Here is a 17,163-nt window from a genome sequence, read left to right as displayed (position 1 = left end):
TTAACTTTTTTTGATAATTACAGCCAGCGGGTTAAATAATATATTTTTTTACCTAAAAGCGTTTGCGAAAGTGAACGCTTTTTTTGTTTAAATCACTTCAATTTTAAAAAGTTAAAAAAAATTATTCGAATTCACATCCTTTTATTTTTTTTATTAAAATTTGGTCTATATTAGCAAAAAAAACAGGCCCCTGTTTTTTTTCAAAAACTCTAAAAACAATTAAACCTACGTAGAATGAAAAGTCTAAAAGCATTACTTTTTATCTTATTTTTTATTACGGTAAAATCGCAAGCACAAGTTCAGGTCGATAAAATTTTATACCGATCAAAAGAGCATTATATCACTACTTCACTTCCCTATCATATCGCGGGAACTTTTTTACCTCCGGACAAAAAAGAACCGAGCACGGTTTTAAATCCAGACGGAACGGGCGTTATACAAAACGAAGATTTAACCAAGCAAAAGATTAACTGGGGAATAGAATGCAACTGGGAAGGGACTCTGGCTTCAAAAGAAGGTTTTAACAGTGCTTCTTATACATTTTGGTACAGAACAAACGACAGTGACGAATGGAATTACAGCCAGTTTTCTATTCATTTTGCCAAGAAGAAAATGTTTTTGATGGGAGAACGAGTTAAAATGTACGAAGATTTCAATGTACAATAGAGTTTAAAATTCCATCATATTAAACATTTATAGCATTTTTTGAAATTTCACAGCAAAAAAGAAAACGTTTTCGTTGAAATTCAATAGTACTTGCAATTTTGCTATAAAATTTTATAAAATTTAAAATAATACCTATTTTTTATTTAATTTGCGGTAAAATTCAACATATTAAATATGGTTTCAATCACACGCCTTTTTGATTTTCCTTATTATCAACAAGAAACTTACAACCTACAGGTTGCCTTAGCTACTAAAAAAAATGGAGCGTGGGAAAAAACATCTACTGAGGAATACATCGCAAAAGCAAATGCTGTCTCAAGAGCGTTATTGCGCATGGGCGTTCAGAAAGATGATAAAATTGCATTAATTACTTCTAATAATAGAACTGAGTGGAGTATCATGGATATTGGTATTCTGCAGACTGGTGCACAAAATGTACCTATTTACCCAACAATTGCCGAAGAAGATTACGAATACATTTTAAATCATAGCGGCAGTATTTACTGTTTTGTTTCTGATGTTGAAGTACTTCAAAAAGTAAATGCGATAAAAGCAAATGTCCCTACTCTTAAAGAAGTTTATTCGTTTGACGAAATTCCGGGTTGTAAACATTGGTCTGACTTACTATTGGCAGGAGAAGACAACAGCAATCAATCTGATGTTGACGCTTTAAAAGCAGGCATTCATGAAAATGATCTTGCTACTATAATTTATACTTCCGGAACTACCGGAAAACCAAAAGGAGTTATGCTTTCGCATAAAAATATCGTATCAAATGTTTTAGACAGCGCACCGCGAATTCCGTTTGATGCAGGAAAAAGCACAGCATTGAGCTTCCTGCCTATCTGCCATATTTTTGAAAGAATGATTTTATACATCTATCAATATTATGGTGTTTCGGTTTATTTTGGTGAGTCTATTGACAAAATCAGTGATAACTTAAAAGAAGTACGTCCAACTGTTATTACAGCTGTTCCAAGACTTTTAGAGAAGGTTTACGATAAGATTTATGCTAAAGGCGGAGAACTAACCGGAATCAAGAAAAAATTATTCTTTTGGGCTATCGATTTAGGTTTAAAATATGAACCTTACGGAGCAAACGGATTTTGGTATGAATTTCAGTTAAAAATTGCCAGAAAACTTATTTTCAGTAAATGGAAAGAAGGTTTAGGGGGAAATTTAGATTTAATGGTTTCTGGAAGCGCTGCGTTACAGCCGCGTTTAACAAGAGTTTTTGCTGCTGCAGAAATTCCGGTTATGGAAGGTTACGGTTTGTCTGAAACATCGCCAGTAATCGCTGTAAACGACCAAAGAAATAAAGGCTTTAAAATTGGAACTGTCGGAAAAGTAATTCGTAATGTTGAAGTTAAGATTGCTCAAGACGGAGAAATTCTTTGCAAAGGACCAAACGTAATGTTAGGTTACTTTAAAGATCCTGAAAAAACAGCCGAAGCTTTGCAAGACGGATATTTTCATACGGGAGATATTGGAGAAATTGACAGCGAAGGTTTCTTAAAAATTACCGATCGTAAGAAAGAAATGTTCAAAACTTCGGGCGGGAAATATATTGCACCTCAATTGATCGAAAATGCAATGAAACAATCTCGTTTTATTGAGCAGATTATGGTTGTTGGCGAAGGCGAAAAAATGCCCTCTGCTTTCATTCAGCCGAACTTTGAATTTGTAAAAGAATGGGCAAAAATCCATAAAATTACTTTAGGAAATTCAACAGCTGAAATCGCTTCTAATCCAGAAGTAATCAAACGTATCGACACTGAAATTGAGGAAATCAACAAAAAATTTGGACACTGGGAACAAATCAAACGTTTTGAGCTGACTCCAGATGTTTGGTCTATCGACGGTGGACAGCTTACGCCTACTTTAAAACTTAAACGTAAAATCATTAAAGAAATTTACAAAGATCTTTACGCTAAAATCTACGGAGAACATTAATAATCCAAAATAATAAACCAAACGAAAAGGGCTGTCTTAATCAAGACAGCCCTTTTTTTTATAACCCGTTATTTCTTTTTTGCTCTGAGTTTAAACTTCAATACATCTTTAATTATTGATTTATTGCTTTTATTAAAATTAATTAATTCTGATGCAACGTTTGGATTCTCTTCTATTTTTTCTGCTGCAATTTCGTACGCAATGTTTCTGGTAAGCTCTTCAAGCTCTCTGCCTTTTTTAAATTCAGTTTTCAACAAATGGAAAAAAACCATATTGTTTTCGCTTGTCACGTCGTGTTTGTACACATGAGCAATAGCCTGCGAGAGTTCTTCATTTGAATCTATGTTGGCAAAATAGTTATTAAGGCACTTCCCTCCATCTTTATTGGTTTTCCATCCGTCCAGCAGCAATTCCTGAGCCTCGGTTACATCTCCAATTTTGTTTTTATAAATTAAAGACGCTTTTACATATTGAAAATTCTTTACGTAATTATCGATTACGATTGTAAAATATTTGTCAGCTTCTTTTTTATTTTTTAAAATCAAATACAAATCTCCTACTTTTTCATCCTCCCCCATTTCTTTATAAAGTGCTATGGCTTCATTGTAGGCATGACCTTTTTCATAACATTCTGCTGCTTTCTTTTTGTCCTGAAGGTATTTTAAATAAATAACTGCAGCTTCACGATACAATTTACCGTCTTCTAAAACTTTAGCCGCTTTATGATTATTCTTTAAAAGCTTTAGATAGATATGCGCCGCTTTCTCGTATTCTTTTTTTACAATGTAATCTACTGCCAGTTTCTCATACCTGCTTTGCAGCGTATTAAACCTGTTGGAATCTATTAAAAAAGAGCCTCCGCCTGCACCTGAAGGACTGCCCCCAGATTTGGATAATAAGGTAACTAGAAAGACTACAAGAAGTACGATACCGACAAAGACTAATATTGGAGTTAAATTTGCTTTTAACTCTGCGCCTTTGCAGCTTCTAAACAAAACGACCAATAATAATACAAAACCGTATCTAAAAAATCCAGTAGAATTATTTCCGTCAGACGAAAGACGATCAAAAAATCTGCGAATCCAGGAAAAATTAAGTCTGCTTCTGACACCTGTATTAAAAGAAAAACTTCCTGTATTGGCGCCTCTTCCAGTTCCAATTGTATCGAGCGGAATTGCCATTCTCATTGCCATTTCGGGATTCTTTTCTAAATAAGCCAAGAATTTATCCATTTCTTTATTGTTACCGCTCAGTAACTTTTTCATGTTAAATGGCAGGTTTTCTGTTATTTCTTCTTCAGAAAGCGGATTTTCGATTTGTTTTAAAAGTTCTTCCTGATCAACTTCAATCCTTAGAGACGAAATCAATTTGGGAATGGCTACACTTTTTCTCGGTTCTAAAATCTCAACGTCTATCAGATTGGGTTTGGTTATAAAATTGGACCAGACTAACTCGTCTTCCAATTCGACAAAACCAATTTCCGGATGCATAAAATGATATTTTTCCGAAAACAACACATTCCATTCCTGAGCTGTCAATTCCGGAAAAACAATTGTGTTTTCCGGAATAAACAACTTATTTTCTACAAGCTGGCAAAAATTATTCTTACCAATATCCTTTACAGACTTAACGCCCGAATTTAGAAAGACAATGCAGCCATAAAGTTCGTTGGCAGTTTTTCCGGGAACCGGGAAAACTTTTACATGTTCCAGCGATAAACCCATATTCTGAATCTCCTGGAGCCAAAATGATATTAAGCTGCTTTTAATAAAAACTCCTTCTTTTGGAAAAGAGTTTTTTGAGTGCATTTTTAATTTTAATTCCATGGTTGCATATTCAAAATAAAAGGTTTTATATACTTCGTGTAAAACAAAGCTTTATCAATACTTTCCTGCGAATGTTCTTCTGATATAAAATAATCATTCCCGGCAAACTCGGTATCACTGACCATCGCCGTCATTATAGCAGTAACAAAAGGAATATAAAAAACCGGAAGCTGTTTGTCACTGCTTTCAAAAACGAGTATGCCGTCTTTGATTAGAATTCTGCTTCCATCTCCAGATTCAAAACACTTGGTTTCGATATAACAGATTGCTCCCATATTCTCTATTATTATTTTTAATTTTTGAGCATCTTCGGGCAAAGCATTTTCCAAAATCAATCCTTGATTTTCATCTACAATACTTTTGGCTTCTGCCAGTGTTTTATTGGTATTTTCTTTAATCAGATTAATGATGGATACCGGCTGTCCGCCTGTATTTTTTAAAACCAGATTTACTCTTGGCTTTAACTCCATAATTTGATCTGATCTATATCTTCCCGCTTTTCTAAATCCGAGATGAGTGGTTACGTCCAGCTTAAAATTATTTATCTCAAATTGATTATTTACAAGAGAAACGCTTTCTAATCTTTTTATTAATGTATATTTTGAAAGATTATTTCCTTTATAATTTCTTACAAAAGCAGATTTTTTGGCAAATTTTTCATCAAAAGCCTTAACAAGCTCATTATCAAAATCAAATTCAATATAACAATTGTGTGCAACCTTCCAAAAATCAAAATTGTTTGTTAAGTAAAACTGATGCTGGTACTCAAAAAAGCTGAGTTTTGTATACTCATCACCATCAGAAAAAACTTTATGGCCTTGGGACTGATTGGTTGCTAAATTTACAATACTAATAATCCGTGATTTATAATCATAGTTCAATAGTAAAAGTTCTCCTTTAGAATTGCTTCTTATCGCAAATTCTCCATTTTTATACGGAAGATTTGAGGCTGTTTTTTTAAATCCTTTCTGAAATCCTTCTTTATGAAACATGAATAAATTTCCGCCTGAATATAAATAATGATTGTTACTATCATTAAAAATAGTCGTATAGTCGCGCTCTGCCGGAAACAGGAGAGGAATACTGTTATCGATAATTACATTAACATTATTCTCCTTTTTTACAGTATTCTTTTTCCATAATTCATCTAGAGGCATTATAATTTGCTGCAACAGTTTTCTACCTTTATTTTGATTTTTAAAAATGCTGATACTTCCTCCTACTTTGGTAACAAAAACATATTTTATGCTGTTAAAATAATCACTCATGGCTTTTTGCATGAGCTGCAGCTTTAGACTTTCGTCTGATGAAATCAGAAAAACTTCCTGCTGTTTTGGATTTATCTGATTTTCTGAGAAAAACAGATCCAATCCTTCAGAACAGCATAATTTACCGCTCAATTCGCTCAAAGCATTGATTACCTGATCTACATTTTCCAAATCTATTTTCTGATACGTATGCCCAACAACAAAAATTTCACATTCAATATCTGTTTTCGGATGTGACGCTATTGCAATTGCCGACGCAAACGCCAGAATTTTAGGATTCCCCCAATTGATCAAGGTTGTATCTATAAGTAAGGTTCTCCGAAATTTATCTGCTTCGGGCGGTACTTCTCTTTGAATATATAAGGCTTCATTGTTGGCAATTCTGGACATAAAAACGTCATCATCGTTGGCAAACTCAGAAATTACAAGTTTATCAAAGTCTCCTTTATTAGTCAAATCCGAGATGCCTCCCAATGGCTGAGCACTGGGCATATTGTGGTGCAGTGGAATATTTAATCCTGACCAAATACGCTTAACGAGACTTCCTACCTGAAATGTTTTTTCTTCTTTTATTAATTCTTCAATAAAATCACCAGGCGTATCGGAGGACTGCACTTCAAAAACATCATCACTTAATTGTTTTTGAATTTCCTGATCAGGCAGATTTTCCATCGCTTCAATAATAGATTGAACCGTTGGAAATTTTACCAGCAGTAATGCTATAGTCCTAAAATCTTTTACAAAATTTGCTGCATTAAAATCGTCTTTAACAGAAGCGCGTACTAAATGATGTCTGCGTTGTTTATATTCTTCGAGAATCTTTTTTGCTTTATCAGATGCCACTCTTTTATGACTGCCGTGAAATATAGTTTGAAAAAGGCGTAAACGTTTTTCTCCAGTTTTGTATTCTTCTGGAAGAGAAGACAATATCTTTAGAAAAGCAAATGCTCCGGCACCTTTAAAAGAATTATCTGCAGGCGTATTTTCGGAACTCAATTTTGTCCCGACAATTTGATTTACGATTTGATTCACCATTTCCAGAGCGTCCCCACTTTCATGATTTGTAGCAATAACTGCCAGCAAAAGCGATCCGAAAGGCGGGAGACTGTCATCTGAAAGAAATTCCAGAATTTCGAACACATATTTCTCGTAAGCAATTGTTTTTCCATTTGGAATGACGATTGCTTCAAAGACTTCATCTTCAGAAAAAAGCTGATTGTCCCATTCCCAAAAATAATTGTGATACGATTGAAAATATCTTTGAAATTCCATTTTGTTTTTATGAAAAAGTTAAGCGAAACGAACTAATAGACAGCGGTTTCATTTTGTTTTTAGCAATTACAATGCTGTTGTTGTTTTTATTCCAGATAATGATGTCTTCTCCCAAAGGATTCAAATCCTGCTGAAGGGTTTTAGACAATGCAGACCATTCAAAATCATAACCGGTTGGAAGCAGAAAATCATCTTTAAGCCAATACGTTTCACCTTTTACAGGCAGTAACGGATTTCCGAAAATCAAAATTTTCTTTTCCAGAATTACCCAGCTCAGCGGTTTTAAACGAAAATCCGGAGCTTTTTCTATATAATTCACCAGCTCACTGTAGTCCGTAAGAAGAGCATAAGGTTCTCTTACGGCTTCCGACGCTTTTAAGTGTATTTCAAGCTTCTGATCGATACCAAAATAATTATGATTGAAACTGGGCAGTGCAACCGGAAGTGCACGCACAATTGGTGTCCACAATAATCCCGAAGGAAGCTTTTTTGTTGGCAGTAAACTTCCTTTTTTAAAAAGCAGATTGTTTTTTAATTCATAAATAACATGAAATGGAATCTGCTGAATTTCTACTGCGCTCAGCTGTTCAAACAAAAAATCTTTTACCCAGACAGACTGCTCATCAAAAGCTGCTTTTACATTGTCCCAGTTTCTGATCGCGCCCAAAAATTCGATATGTTTTTTATTAATTTCTAAAAAATACATTTTAAACGGTTTGAAGTATTTTTTGCCATAAAGCTTCTATTTCTTTCTGAATATACTGCTTCTGATCGTTATTTTTAATCCAATCGCATCGGCTCTGCAGATATCTTAATTTATCTTTAATCACGTTCTGCTCTTCAAAAGAAAGAGATTCGTCCTGCCATCTTTCGGTAAGATGCTGCATTTCCTTCATCACTTCTTCAGGATTTGGTGTTTTATTATACAAAGCCTGAGGATGCTGTGATTCTGAATCGTCTTTTTCGATAATATGATTTATAATTCCTTCCAGAATTTCTATTTGTTCTTCGTTATCCCAGATGTATTTTAAAACCCATAAATCAGACACTACAGCTTCCTGACGCCCGCACATTAAAGCACTTGCCGCAATCAAATTCTGAAGTTTTACCGCACGCCTGTCTGATACTTTTATTCCAGTATTTCTAAGGTTATGCACGATATCTACATATTGTTTACGTATTCCTGTTAAATCTACGGTTCTGCAAAGCGACTGAAGTTCTACAATTTCATCTGCTGTAATTGTCGGCGTTTCATCAGTTCCTCTGCTTTCTATTTTCCAACCGGCCAGAAGTACTTCATGAAGTAAATCCGGATCTACATAATCGCATTTTACGCGAATAAGAAAACGGTCCAGCAATGCATTTAGTGCTTCATCTTCTGGCAGAACGTTGCTCGCGCCAATAAACATTAATGCAGGAAGTTTTTTGGTTTCTCTTCCTCTTCGGAATATCTTTTCGTTTAAAGCCATCAGCAAACTATTCAGAATTGCAGAATTGGCATTAAAGATTTCATCAAGAAAAATCATCGAAGCTTCTGGCATCATACCTTCTGTATTGGTAATCAGCTCCCCTTCTTTTAATTTACGAATATCAAACGGCCCAAAAATTTCATTCGGTTCGGTAAAACGTGTCAAAAGATATTCGAAGTTTTTTCCGCCTTCAATTCCGTTTGACAATGCTCTTACCAAAGCACTTTTTGCAGTTCCCGGAGGTCCTAATAAAAAGGCATTTTCTCTTGCCAGCAATCCAATTCCTAAAAGGTCTATAATTTCGTTTTTACCAACAAAAACATCTTTAATATGCTGTAAAACGACATTTAATTTTTCTGTAGATTTCATTATTTGATATGAGTAATTTTATTTATAACTATCTAATTTTAATTTATAATTCTTTCCAGAAGACCTTTTTATAATCTCCAAATCCAGCCATGAGTTCACTTTTTACGGTATCAATCGCTGCGATTTTTTTTGCTTTTCTTTCTACAACCCGATTTAAGTATAACTGTTTAAGGCTATCATCTGAAAAAACAACATCTAAATTGATTGTTTCAGAAACGAAATCAAATCCTATTGCTGCATAATGAAAATCATCAAAATGTTTTTCTAAAATCGGAATTGCCAGATCGTCTGCGTCCAATCTTTTCATTTCCATTATAACCTGAGGTAAAAACCGCAGACATAAATCGGCAGATAAAATAGCAGAAGCATCTATTTCTCCTTTATAATTGGGTAGAAAAGTATCCAGTTCGCTAATTTCATTTTCTCTAAACAATACCAGCTGCGCGCCAAAATAGATCATTTTGGCTCCCCAGATCGCGGCGTCTTCATTAAATTTTGGAGCTTTATGCGGATAATCCAAACTTTCTTTTTCGTATTCAGTTTCTAAGAATAAAATAGTTTCTTTTTCTTCTTCTTTAGAAATAGCTGCCATTTTATTATATAGAATAACCTGCTCAATCGTTCTGAGATGATAAATTGTTTCTAAAAAAGGCATATTTTTATTGTTCATGCTTTTTATTTACGTTATTCTTTTGGTTATGATTTTCAATTTCTTATACTATTTCTCTTTCCAAAAATAGGTTTTTCTTTTCTATTTATTTTGAATAAAAATGTACTCTTTCTTATTATTTTCAAAATACTATAAACAACTCAAAATGCCAACTCAAAAGAACTGTCTCAAGAAAAACAGTCCTTTCTTGCTGGAGTTTCTAAAATTAAATTCATCACATTAATTACGCAGGCACCAATGCATAATTTTAGCAATATTTTTGGCATCATCGATGCCGCGGTGATGCGTTCCTTCGAGCTTAATTCGCAGTAAATCCAAAGCACCGTTCATTCCTATTGGTTTTTGCAGACCAAATTTTTCGGCAAACCACGTTTTCACATTAATATGATCCTCTCCCATCGGATACGGAATACCAAAAGATTTACATTGGTTTTTGAGCTTGTTTAAATCGTACTGACCGTAACTTGCCCAAGTGTACAAATCAGGCTGATATTCGTCTTTTAACTGATTTATAGCCTGCTCAAAACTTACACCATTCTTATCCAGTAATTCCTGAGTTATGGTAGTGAGTTCGGTACAAAAGAGACTTACTGTTGAGCGTTGCGGCTTTATGAGAATTCCTTTGTTTTTGGTGATTTCACCTGTCTGAGAGTCTAAGACTGCCAATCCGATCTCAATAATTTCATTTTGCTGTCCTTTCGGGACTTCGCCTTGCCAGCAAGTGGCTTCTAAATCGATAATTATAATTTTATCTGTAGTTTTCATTTTTTTCTTTTTTTAATAATTAGTTACTAAACCGCCAGCTTGTTTTCCTGGCGAATTTCTTCATTTAACGAAATCTCTTTCAACTGACCTTCTAACATTCATACTCAGCTAAATCGTGATTACCCCAATTTATCAGCAATTTTACTGCGTATTTCATCTCTTTCAGTTTCCAGAGTATTTCGTTTTCCTTTCAATTTTCAATTTTCAATTATTCTTGTTGAGCAAATATTCAAATCGTATTGCGCAGTTATTCTGCGCAGCAAATATTTTTTTAAAAAGCTCACTTTGTGCAAGAAGGGAGACTCGAACTCCCAAAAAACAGATTCTAGATCTGCTGCGTCTTCCAATTTCGCCATTCCAGCTTTTATTTGTTTGAATTTTAAATATTAAATCAATCAGGAATTGAGTTTAAAAAACCAATTCTTTCATTTGTACAGAAAGAGAGACTCGAACTCTCATAAACCAATTTTAATTTGGCCACGTCACCAATTGCATCATTCCTGTATAGTCTGGGAAGCAGGATTCGAACCTGCGACCTCCCGCGTCCAAGGCGGGTAAACAACCACCGTTATCTTCCCAGTTGTTGTTTTTTTAAGGTTCTAAGATGTTAAGGTTCTAAGACGCTAAGGCTTTTAAAAAACTTAGAATCTTAGTGTCTTAGTACGGCAGCACCTTAAAAAATAAGCGGCTCATACGGGAGTCGAACCCGTTTCTCCCGAGAGACAGTCGGGAAGGTTAGCCAGTAACCCCAATGAGCCAGTTCCTTCTAGAGAACAAAGCGATTCCGGAAGGGATCGAACCTCCAACCTATTGATTAACAATCAAGCGCTCTACCAATTGAGCTGCAAAATCATTTTATTTTTGGACACAAAAAAAGCACCCGATTAAAGGTGCTTCATAACAAATATGATATTTCTATCCTATTGCTTGTATCTATGCACCAGTATATTAAGCCATTCACGATCTGATCTCGGGTTTAGCGGTTGTGTATATATGTTGTTATAATTAAAAGTCATTTTATATGTTGTATTATATTCTAAAATCATTTTTATTTTTTTGCAATTTTTTATTGCGATTTTTCTTCGGCAAAGATAAAGTCTAAAAAATCAATTATCCAAATTTATTTTTGATTTATTTCACTGACAATCAATTACTTACATCGTAATTAAAGACATAGAAATCCCTGTCCGCCTCAGTTCGCAGATCCTTATTTGCATCAAATGACTGTCTCTCATCAGATTACTTTTCAAGATTATATTTCAATATTGGGTTTATGCATTAAACATTTGATTTTTATTTTTTTTAGTTTATTTTAATTAGATATTATTTTTATCATTTTAAACTCTTTTTTCTTTTCAGATTAACCAGAAATGAATGTTATAAAACAAAAAAGCGTCCCGATATCAGGACGCTTTTCTCTATTTATTTTGAATTTGAAACTACAATTTACACTTCAATTCTATAAAATACATACTTCGTCCACAATCCTCAGCAGGATATTCTCCTACCAGACGATCATTTTTTTGTGTTAAAGACGGGTTCATATCTATGTATTTTGTTTTCATTGTGGCAGCAAATGTAATTTATTTCTTTTGATGATAAAAAGTTTTAAAACAAGAAAATACATCCAAACAAAAAATTTATCAAAAACCAGATTATTTTAAAAAGCTAAAATACTGTAATCCAATCGTTAAAAATATCAATATAAAAATATCAAGAAAAAGGAACGTCTATTTTAATTTTTAGTAACATTCAATTAAAACTTTTTTATTATGTTTGTTTTGAGTTTAAGAAATACCTTGCTTTTCTTGTATAAAGAAAATGATGATGTTTCGTCATCGGTGTAAGATTATTTAACATTCAGCACTACTTCTATCTTATGGATGAGAAAGGGTACTATACGTANNTACGTATAGTACCCTTTCTCGGGAGTTGATAGACATAGTCCTTAGAAAATACGAAGGTTTTAAACTTTAAGCCCTATTGTTGCAATAGGGCTTTTTAATGTAAAATAGCGATTGTAATATGTCTGAACAGCTTAGTAAACAACAAATTTATGATAGAATAAAAGCTACCTCAAAAGATAGCTACATATTAGAAGAAATGCAGCGTTTAGGATTTTGGCAGTCTGGAGCCGAACCTACACTTTCTGAAATTCTGATCAATCGGGAAACTACGATTGAAAAAGAATTAAACGAGCTTTTGGCAAAAGACAGAAAGTTTAGCAATCGCGAAGCAATGGTTCTGGAAATGCGTAAAGCAAGAATGAAACTTGCCAAAGAAAAAAGGGTCGAGACCAAATTAAACCAGGAAAAAAAACGTCTGGAAAAGGCTGAAAACTGGACATTACTGCAGCAACATCAAATTCTTTATTTGGGTGAAGAAGTCTCAGGAGGTCTTCATGTTAAAGAAACCAATTCTACTATTTTAGCACAATACAATTTACCTGTTTTTGAAGATGCGCTTGCATTGGCCAAAAGCATGAAAATAGATCTGAAAGCCTTACAATATCTCGCTTACAACAGAAAAGTTTCTAAAATTAACCACTATCATACTTTTGAAGTCGAAAAAAAATCTGGCGGCAAACGTAAAATAGCAGCTCCAAAATCAAAACTAAAAGAGCTTCAAAACTGGGTTTTAGAAAACATACTGCACAAAATACCTTATACCGTTGAGGCGCATGGATTTATAAAAGAACGCTCTATTGTGACCAACGCCCAACCACACGTTAATAAAGACATTGTGGTTAATATCGATTTAAAAGATTTTTCCTACTGTAACTCATAAAAGAGTAAAAGGTTTATTTCATAAAATAGGCTATTCTCAAGAAGTTGCCACCATTTTAAGTTTGCTGTGCACCTACTCTGAGATTAACGAAACTACATTAGACGGCGTTACCTATTATGTGCAATCCGGCGAACGCAAATTACCGCAAGGTTCTCCTGCCAGTCCCGCAATAAGCAATATGATTGTTTATAAATTGGATAAGAAAATCAACGGGCTTGCTAAAAAATTAAATTTCAGCTACACGCGTTATGCAGATGACATGAGTTTTTCTACTAATGAAGAAAACAGTAAAAATGTTTCGCGACTCTTATATTTTACAAAAAAAATAATTGAATCTGAAGGTTTTGTAATTCATCCCGACAAAGTTCATGTGATGCGAAAAGGGATGCAGCAAAAAGTAACCGGAGTTGTTGTCAATAAGAAACTTAATGTTGACAGAATGCAGCTGAGAAAATTTCGCGCCGTACTTCATAATATTGAAAAAAACGGATGGAAGGATCAAAAATGGGGAAAAGCCATTCATTTAATCAATGCTGTAGAAGGTTACATCAATTATGTATATATGGTGAATCCTGAAAAAGGAACTGCATTCAAACAAAATTTAAAAAACATTATCAACAAACACGGTTTACCTACTATAGAAAAAATAATTATTCCTGAAAAAGTGACTCCAGTCGCTATTCCTGTTATTGAGGAGATAAAAGAAGCAACAACGGATCAAAAGCCAGAAAACTGGTGGAATATTTTTTAATTAATAGCCTTTTCAATTATGAAATTAATTAAACAGATAAAACTTTTCTATAAAGAAGGGAATTCAGATAAAGTATACGAAATAGACTTGTGTTCTATTGACGCCAATAACTATGTGGTAAACTTTAGATATGGACGAAGAGGTGCCGTTTTAAAAGACGGAACCAAAACACCAGAATACGTTTCGGCAGAAAAAGCACAAATCATTTTTGATAAACTTGAAAATGAAAAAAAAGTAAAAGGTTATGCTTCAGAAATAGAAACACTAATTGATCTTCCGTCTTTAGAAAGTGTAGAACCTAATTCTATAAATGGTGTCATTCTGCAGCGTTTAGAAGATGCCGTTACAGGCAGACAGACTTTTAATACGCAATGGAAAACCAGTCGTGTAATATGGAAAGCAGGCTTATTAGACATTCAGGAAGCCGTTCCTTATATCATAAAATTAGCCTCAAAAGGAGATGACTTACAAACTTATTCTGCAATTTGGGCGTTAATAAAACTAAAATCTACCGCTGCAACTGATGTTTTTAAATCGAATGCTTTTCAGGCTAAACAAAAAGAATACATAAAAAATCTGGCTCACGAGGGATTATTAGGAATCTTAAAAGAGGAAGAACGACAAAAACATATTGCCGTAATTCTTGAGACACTGCCTCAGGAAGCAAAATATTATATTGACAAAAAAGATTATGATGCGTTAGTTGTTTTTCTTCAGGAAGAATTAGCGAATAATTCGATCAATTATTTGACGGCTTTATATTTAGCTTCGAAGTTTGATGCGAAACTGCATGAAATTGTTGTTTTTTTACTAGAAGCCGTTCCGTTCAGACCTCCTTATTTTAAGCACATCAGAGCGATTTACAAACTAGCTCACATCAGAGTTGATTCTGATGCAATTGCAGTTCTTGCTTATAGATTTGAAGATGAAAACCCAATGTTTACCAGAACCGTTTCATTGGAAGATGAATATTATAACTCGCAATTTATTGCGGTTTTAAACGAAAGGGTAAATATTGGAAAAGAGCTTCGCGCAAAAGACAGTAAAATTGCATTCTCTAATTTTACGAAACTCTATTTTCAAAAAAATAGTCTTCGTTTTTTAAAAGAACTGGACGCTGCCACAGACTCAAAAAAATACCTGAGGTTTGCGGTTTCTATTTTATCAAAATACACGGAAGATAATTATACCAAAGCGGAGAAATCACCAATAAATACTTACGGACAATACAATTATAACGATAGAAAATATTATTATACGGTTGTAGATTATCCGGAGTGTTCTAACTTACTGCTGCTGTCTACCATTTTATTCGGGAATGACAAAAAACGAATTTTAACTTCAAAAATGAAATTCATTTTAAGTCAGGAAATTTTCTCGAGCAGCCATTATTACTATTCAGAAAATGAGGTAACCAAAGTAAGTGACAAAATACCAGCGGCGCAAAATAATACCAATACTGAAAATCAGAATACAGGTTCTGTACTGGATGCTGCTAAAAAAGTGTTTTCTACTTTTTTTGGTAAAAAAGAAGAGAAAAAGCCTCAGAGCCTAATTGTTCCCGAAGCAAAAGAAGAAGAAAAAGTCGCTATCGAGAAGGTCACAAATCGTTTAGAATTGTTTCCGGAACATTGGGACGCTTTTCCAGAAGCTTACATTCAGCTTTTGATGGAAGCGCAAATGAATATCATTCATCAGTTTGCTTATCATAATCTAAAAGCCAGAAACGACTTTGATACTTTGATAAATCGTTTTGATGAAGCCAGTATTTTAAAATTATTAAACAGTGATTTTGCAATACCAAATAATTTAGGATTTGAAACCATAGTTCTAAAAAATGCTACGCTTTCTACTAATGTTAGTTTTATTGGCGATGTACTGAACTCTAAAACCGAATCAGCGAGAAATTGGGCAAAAAACCACATTGCTGCAAATCCGGCATTGTTCCTGAATGATATTGAATGTGTTATAAAATTAATTTTTAATGAAATTCCAGATTTAAAAAACTGGATCTCAAGCACATTAGAAAACTTTGCCTTTACAGAAGATAAAGCCAAAGTAATTACCGGAAAAGTAATTGTAGACCTGCTTACGTTTGAAGAATCTCCGGCAAACAATACTGCCGCGACGCTTGCTATAGAAAGGCTGAAAAAAATAGCAGCATCGCAACTAGAACAATTAAGCTGGGATATTGTCGCGCGCTTAATCTCTTCTGAATTAAAAACAAATAATCTTTTAGCAAGCAGTATTTTAATTTTAAAATCAGAAAAAACAGCTTCAAAAGAAATTCCGTTTTCATTAATTGCGCTTTTCTTAGAAGGTGAAAGTTTTGAAATTAGAAAAAATGGTATTCAGCTCTTAAACAACTATCAGGAAGATTATTTGTTGACTCTTAGTGAGTCTTTATTGGATTTATTAAATGCTGCATATCCAGATGTTCTGGAGGCTGTTGTAGGACGCATTAAACAATTGGGCAGATCAAATGCTGCAATACTTTCTGCTGCGCTTCGAAATACGGTTTATGCCATGATTCGAAAAGAAAAATTTGAAGGAGCGCATCTCGTCTTCAAAAAATTCATTCTTGAAGAAACAACGCAGCTTTGGAATACAGCTTTGGAACCGCGTGATGTAATCAAATTAATTCATGCCCATTACAGAGAAAGTCAGTTGACGGGTTATGAAATATTAAAACAATATACGCGTAAAGATGATTTTACGATCCGCCAGATTATCTCATTAGGAAACCATGAAATTTTAGCCATCAGACAATGGTGCTGGAATTATTTTATGGACAGAAAAGAGCGCATTCGTGCAGAAAGAAATAATGCTTTGGCAATATTAGACACTACCTGGGATGATACAAGAGCATTTGCTTTTCATTTCTTTAAAACCGAATTTGATGAAACCGATTGGGATTTAGAATGTCTGATCAGTATTGTCGATTCTGTACTGCCGGCTGTTGAACAGTTTGGAAAAGAAATCATTACCCGATATTTTAATCCGGATGACGGCGTTACGTATTTAACAAAATTGAGTCAGCACCCGAGCGTAAACATTCAGCTTTTTGTGACCAATTACCTCAACACTTATGCTGTAGATAATCTGCCGAAGATAAAAGAACTGGATTTTTATTTCCGTTCTGTATTAACGCGCGTGCATAAATCAAGAATTGCAAAACAGCGTATTTTTCAGTTTCTGCATGAGGAAGGAAAGAAAAGTGAAGAAGCGGCAATTTTTGTTACCGAAATTATCGATTCAGTTTCCGCTACTGCATCCATACAGGATAAGGCAACTTGTATCGCAATTTTGACTGATTTAAAAACGCTGTACCCGCAATTGCATACCCATTTAATCCTTAAAAACTAAG

General features: G+C 34.1%; 11 protein-coding genes and 5 tRNA genes. 5 read left to right on the top strand and 11 right to left on the bottom strand.

Going from position 1 to position 17,163, the window contains the following annotated elements; genetic code table 11:
* Positions 1-234 precede the first annotated feature (234 nt).
* Both B0A68_RS19260 and B0A68_RS19255 read left to right on the top strand, forming a co-directional pair.
* Entirely contained in the window at positions 235-666 is a 432-nt protein-coding gene (locus B0A68_RS19260) for a hypothetical protein (RefSeq protein WP_035682841.1), read from the top strand.
* 174 nt (positions 667-840) lie between these two features.
* Positions 841-2,619, top strand: a complete 1,779-nt coding sequence (locus B0A68_RS19255) for an AMP-dependent synthetase/ligase (RefSeq protein ID WP_035682839.1) — start codon at positions 841-843, stop codon at positions 2,617-2,619.
* 68 nt (positions 2,620-2,687) lie between these two features.
* Here B0A68_RS19255 and B0A68_RS19250 read toward each other — a convergent pair whose 3' ends face one another.
* From B0A68_RS19250 to B0A68_RS19210, 11 genes are all read right to left on the bottom strand, one after another.
* Positions 2,688-4,427, bottom strand: a complete 1,740-nt coding sequence (locus tag B0A68_RS19250; protein ID WP_123947528.1) for a hypothetical protein — start codon at positions 4,425-4,427, stop codon at positions 2,688-2,690.
* An 8-nt stretch (positions 4,428-4,435) separates the two neighbouring features.
* Positions 4,436-6,985, bottom strand: a complete 2,550-nt coding sequence (locus B0A68_RS19245) for a ribosomal protein L7/L12 (RefSeq protein ID WP_035682837.1) — start codon at positions 6,983-6,985, stop codon at positions 4,436-4,438.
* A gap of 7 nt (positions 6,986-6,992) precedes the next feature.
* A complete protein-coding gene (locus tag B0A68_RS19240; protein ID WP_035682835.1) occupies positions 6,993-7,691 on the bottom strand; it encodes a hypothetical protein in 699 nt (232 codons plus the stop codon).
* Between the two features lies 1 nt (position 7,692).
* Positions 7,693-8,823, bottom strand: coding sequence for an AAA family ATPase (locus B0A68_RS19235; protein WP_035682833.1), 1,131 nt, complete (start codon positions 8,821-8,823; stop codon positions 7,693-7,695).
* 43 nt (positions 8,824-8,866) lie between these two features.
* Complete coding sequence (locus B0A68_RS19230) at positions 8,867-9,493, bottom strand: hypothetical protein (protein WP_035682831.1); 627 nt, start codon at positions 9,491-9,493, stop codon at positions 8,867-8,869.
* Positions 9,494-9,712: 219 nt separating this feature from the next.
* Complete coding sequence (locus tag B0A68_RS19225) at positions 9,713-10,258, bottom strand: 3'-5' exonuclease (RefSeq protein WP_035682829.1); 546 nt, start codon at positions 10,256-10,258, stop codon at positions 9,713-9,715.
* Between the two features lie 288 nt (positions 10,259-10,546).
* Positions 10,547-10,620: transfer RNA gene (locus B0A68_RS19220), tRNA-Leu, on the bottom strand.
* A 70-nt stretch (positions 10,621-10,690) separates the two neighbouring features.
* Positions 10,691-10,762: transfer RNA gene (locus B0A68_RS24525), tRNA-Leu, on the bottom strand.
* Positions 10,763-10,766: 4 nt separating this feature from the next.
* Positions 10,767-10,838: transfer RNA gene (locus tag B0A68_RS19215), tRNA-Pro, on the bottom strand.
* Positions 10,839-10,943: 105 nt separating this feature from the next.
* A tRNA-Asp gene (locus B0A68_RS24520) sits at positions 10,944-11,016 on the bottom strand.
* A gap of 21 nt (positions 11,017-11,037) precedes the next feature.
* Positions 11,038-11,110 (bottom strand) — tRNA-Asn (locus B0A68_RS19210).
* A 1,173-nt stretch (positions 11,111-12,283) separates the two neighbouring features.
* Between B0A68_RS19210 and B0A68_RS19205 the strand changes: the two genes are divergently transcribed.
* Genes B0A68_RS19205 through B0A68_RS19195 form a run of 3 tightly spaced genes read left to right on the top strand, consistent with a single transcriptional unit; the run spans position 12,284 to position 17,162 of the window.
* Positions 12,284-13,045, top strand: a complete 762-nt coding sequence (locus tag B0A68_RS19205; RefSeq protein WP_051892485.1) for an RNA-dependent RNA polymerase family protein — start codon at positions 12,284-12,286, stop codon at positions 13,043-13,045.
* Complete coding sequence (locus tag B0A68_RS19200) at positions 13,023-13,796, top strand: reverse transcriptase family protein (RefSeq protein WP_084679007.1); 774 nt, start codon at positions 13,023-13,025, stop codon at positions 13,794-13,796. The genes B0A68_RS19205 and B0A68_RS19200 overlap by 23 nt, the downstream gene beginning before the upstream one ends.
* Before the next feature lie 18 nt (positions 13,797-13,814).
* Positions 13,815-17,162: a WGR domain-containing protein gene (locus B0A68_RS19195; RefSeq protein ID WP_035682828.1), complete on the top strand. Its 3,348-nt coding sequence runs from the start codon at positions 13,815-13,817 to the stop codon at positions 17,160-17,162.
* Position 17,163 lies beyond the last annotated feature (1 nt).

Origin of the sequence: Flavobacterium reichenbachii, assembly GCF_002217435.1 — a bacterium.
GTDB classification, from domain to species: Bacteria; Bacteroidota; Bacteroidia; order Flavobacteriales; family Flavobacteriaceae; genus Flavobacterium; species Flavobacterium reichenbachii.
Note: the sequence above shows the minus strand (reverse complement) of the source record. Positions and strands in the feature narration are given on the sequence as shown.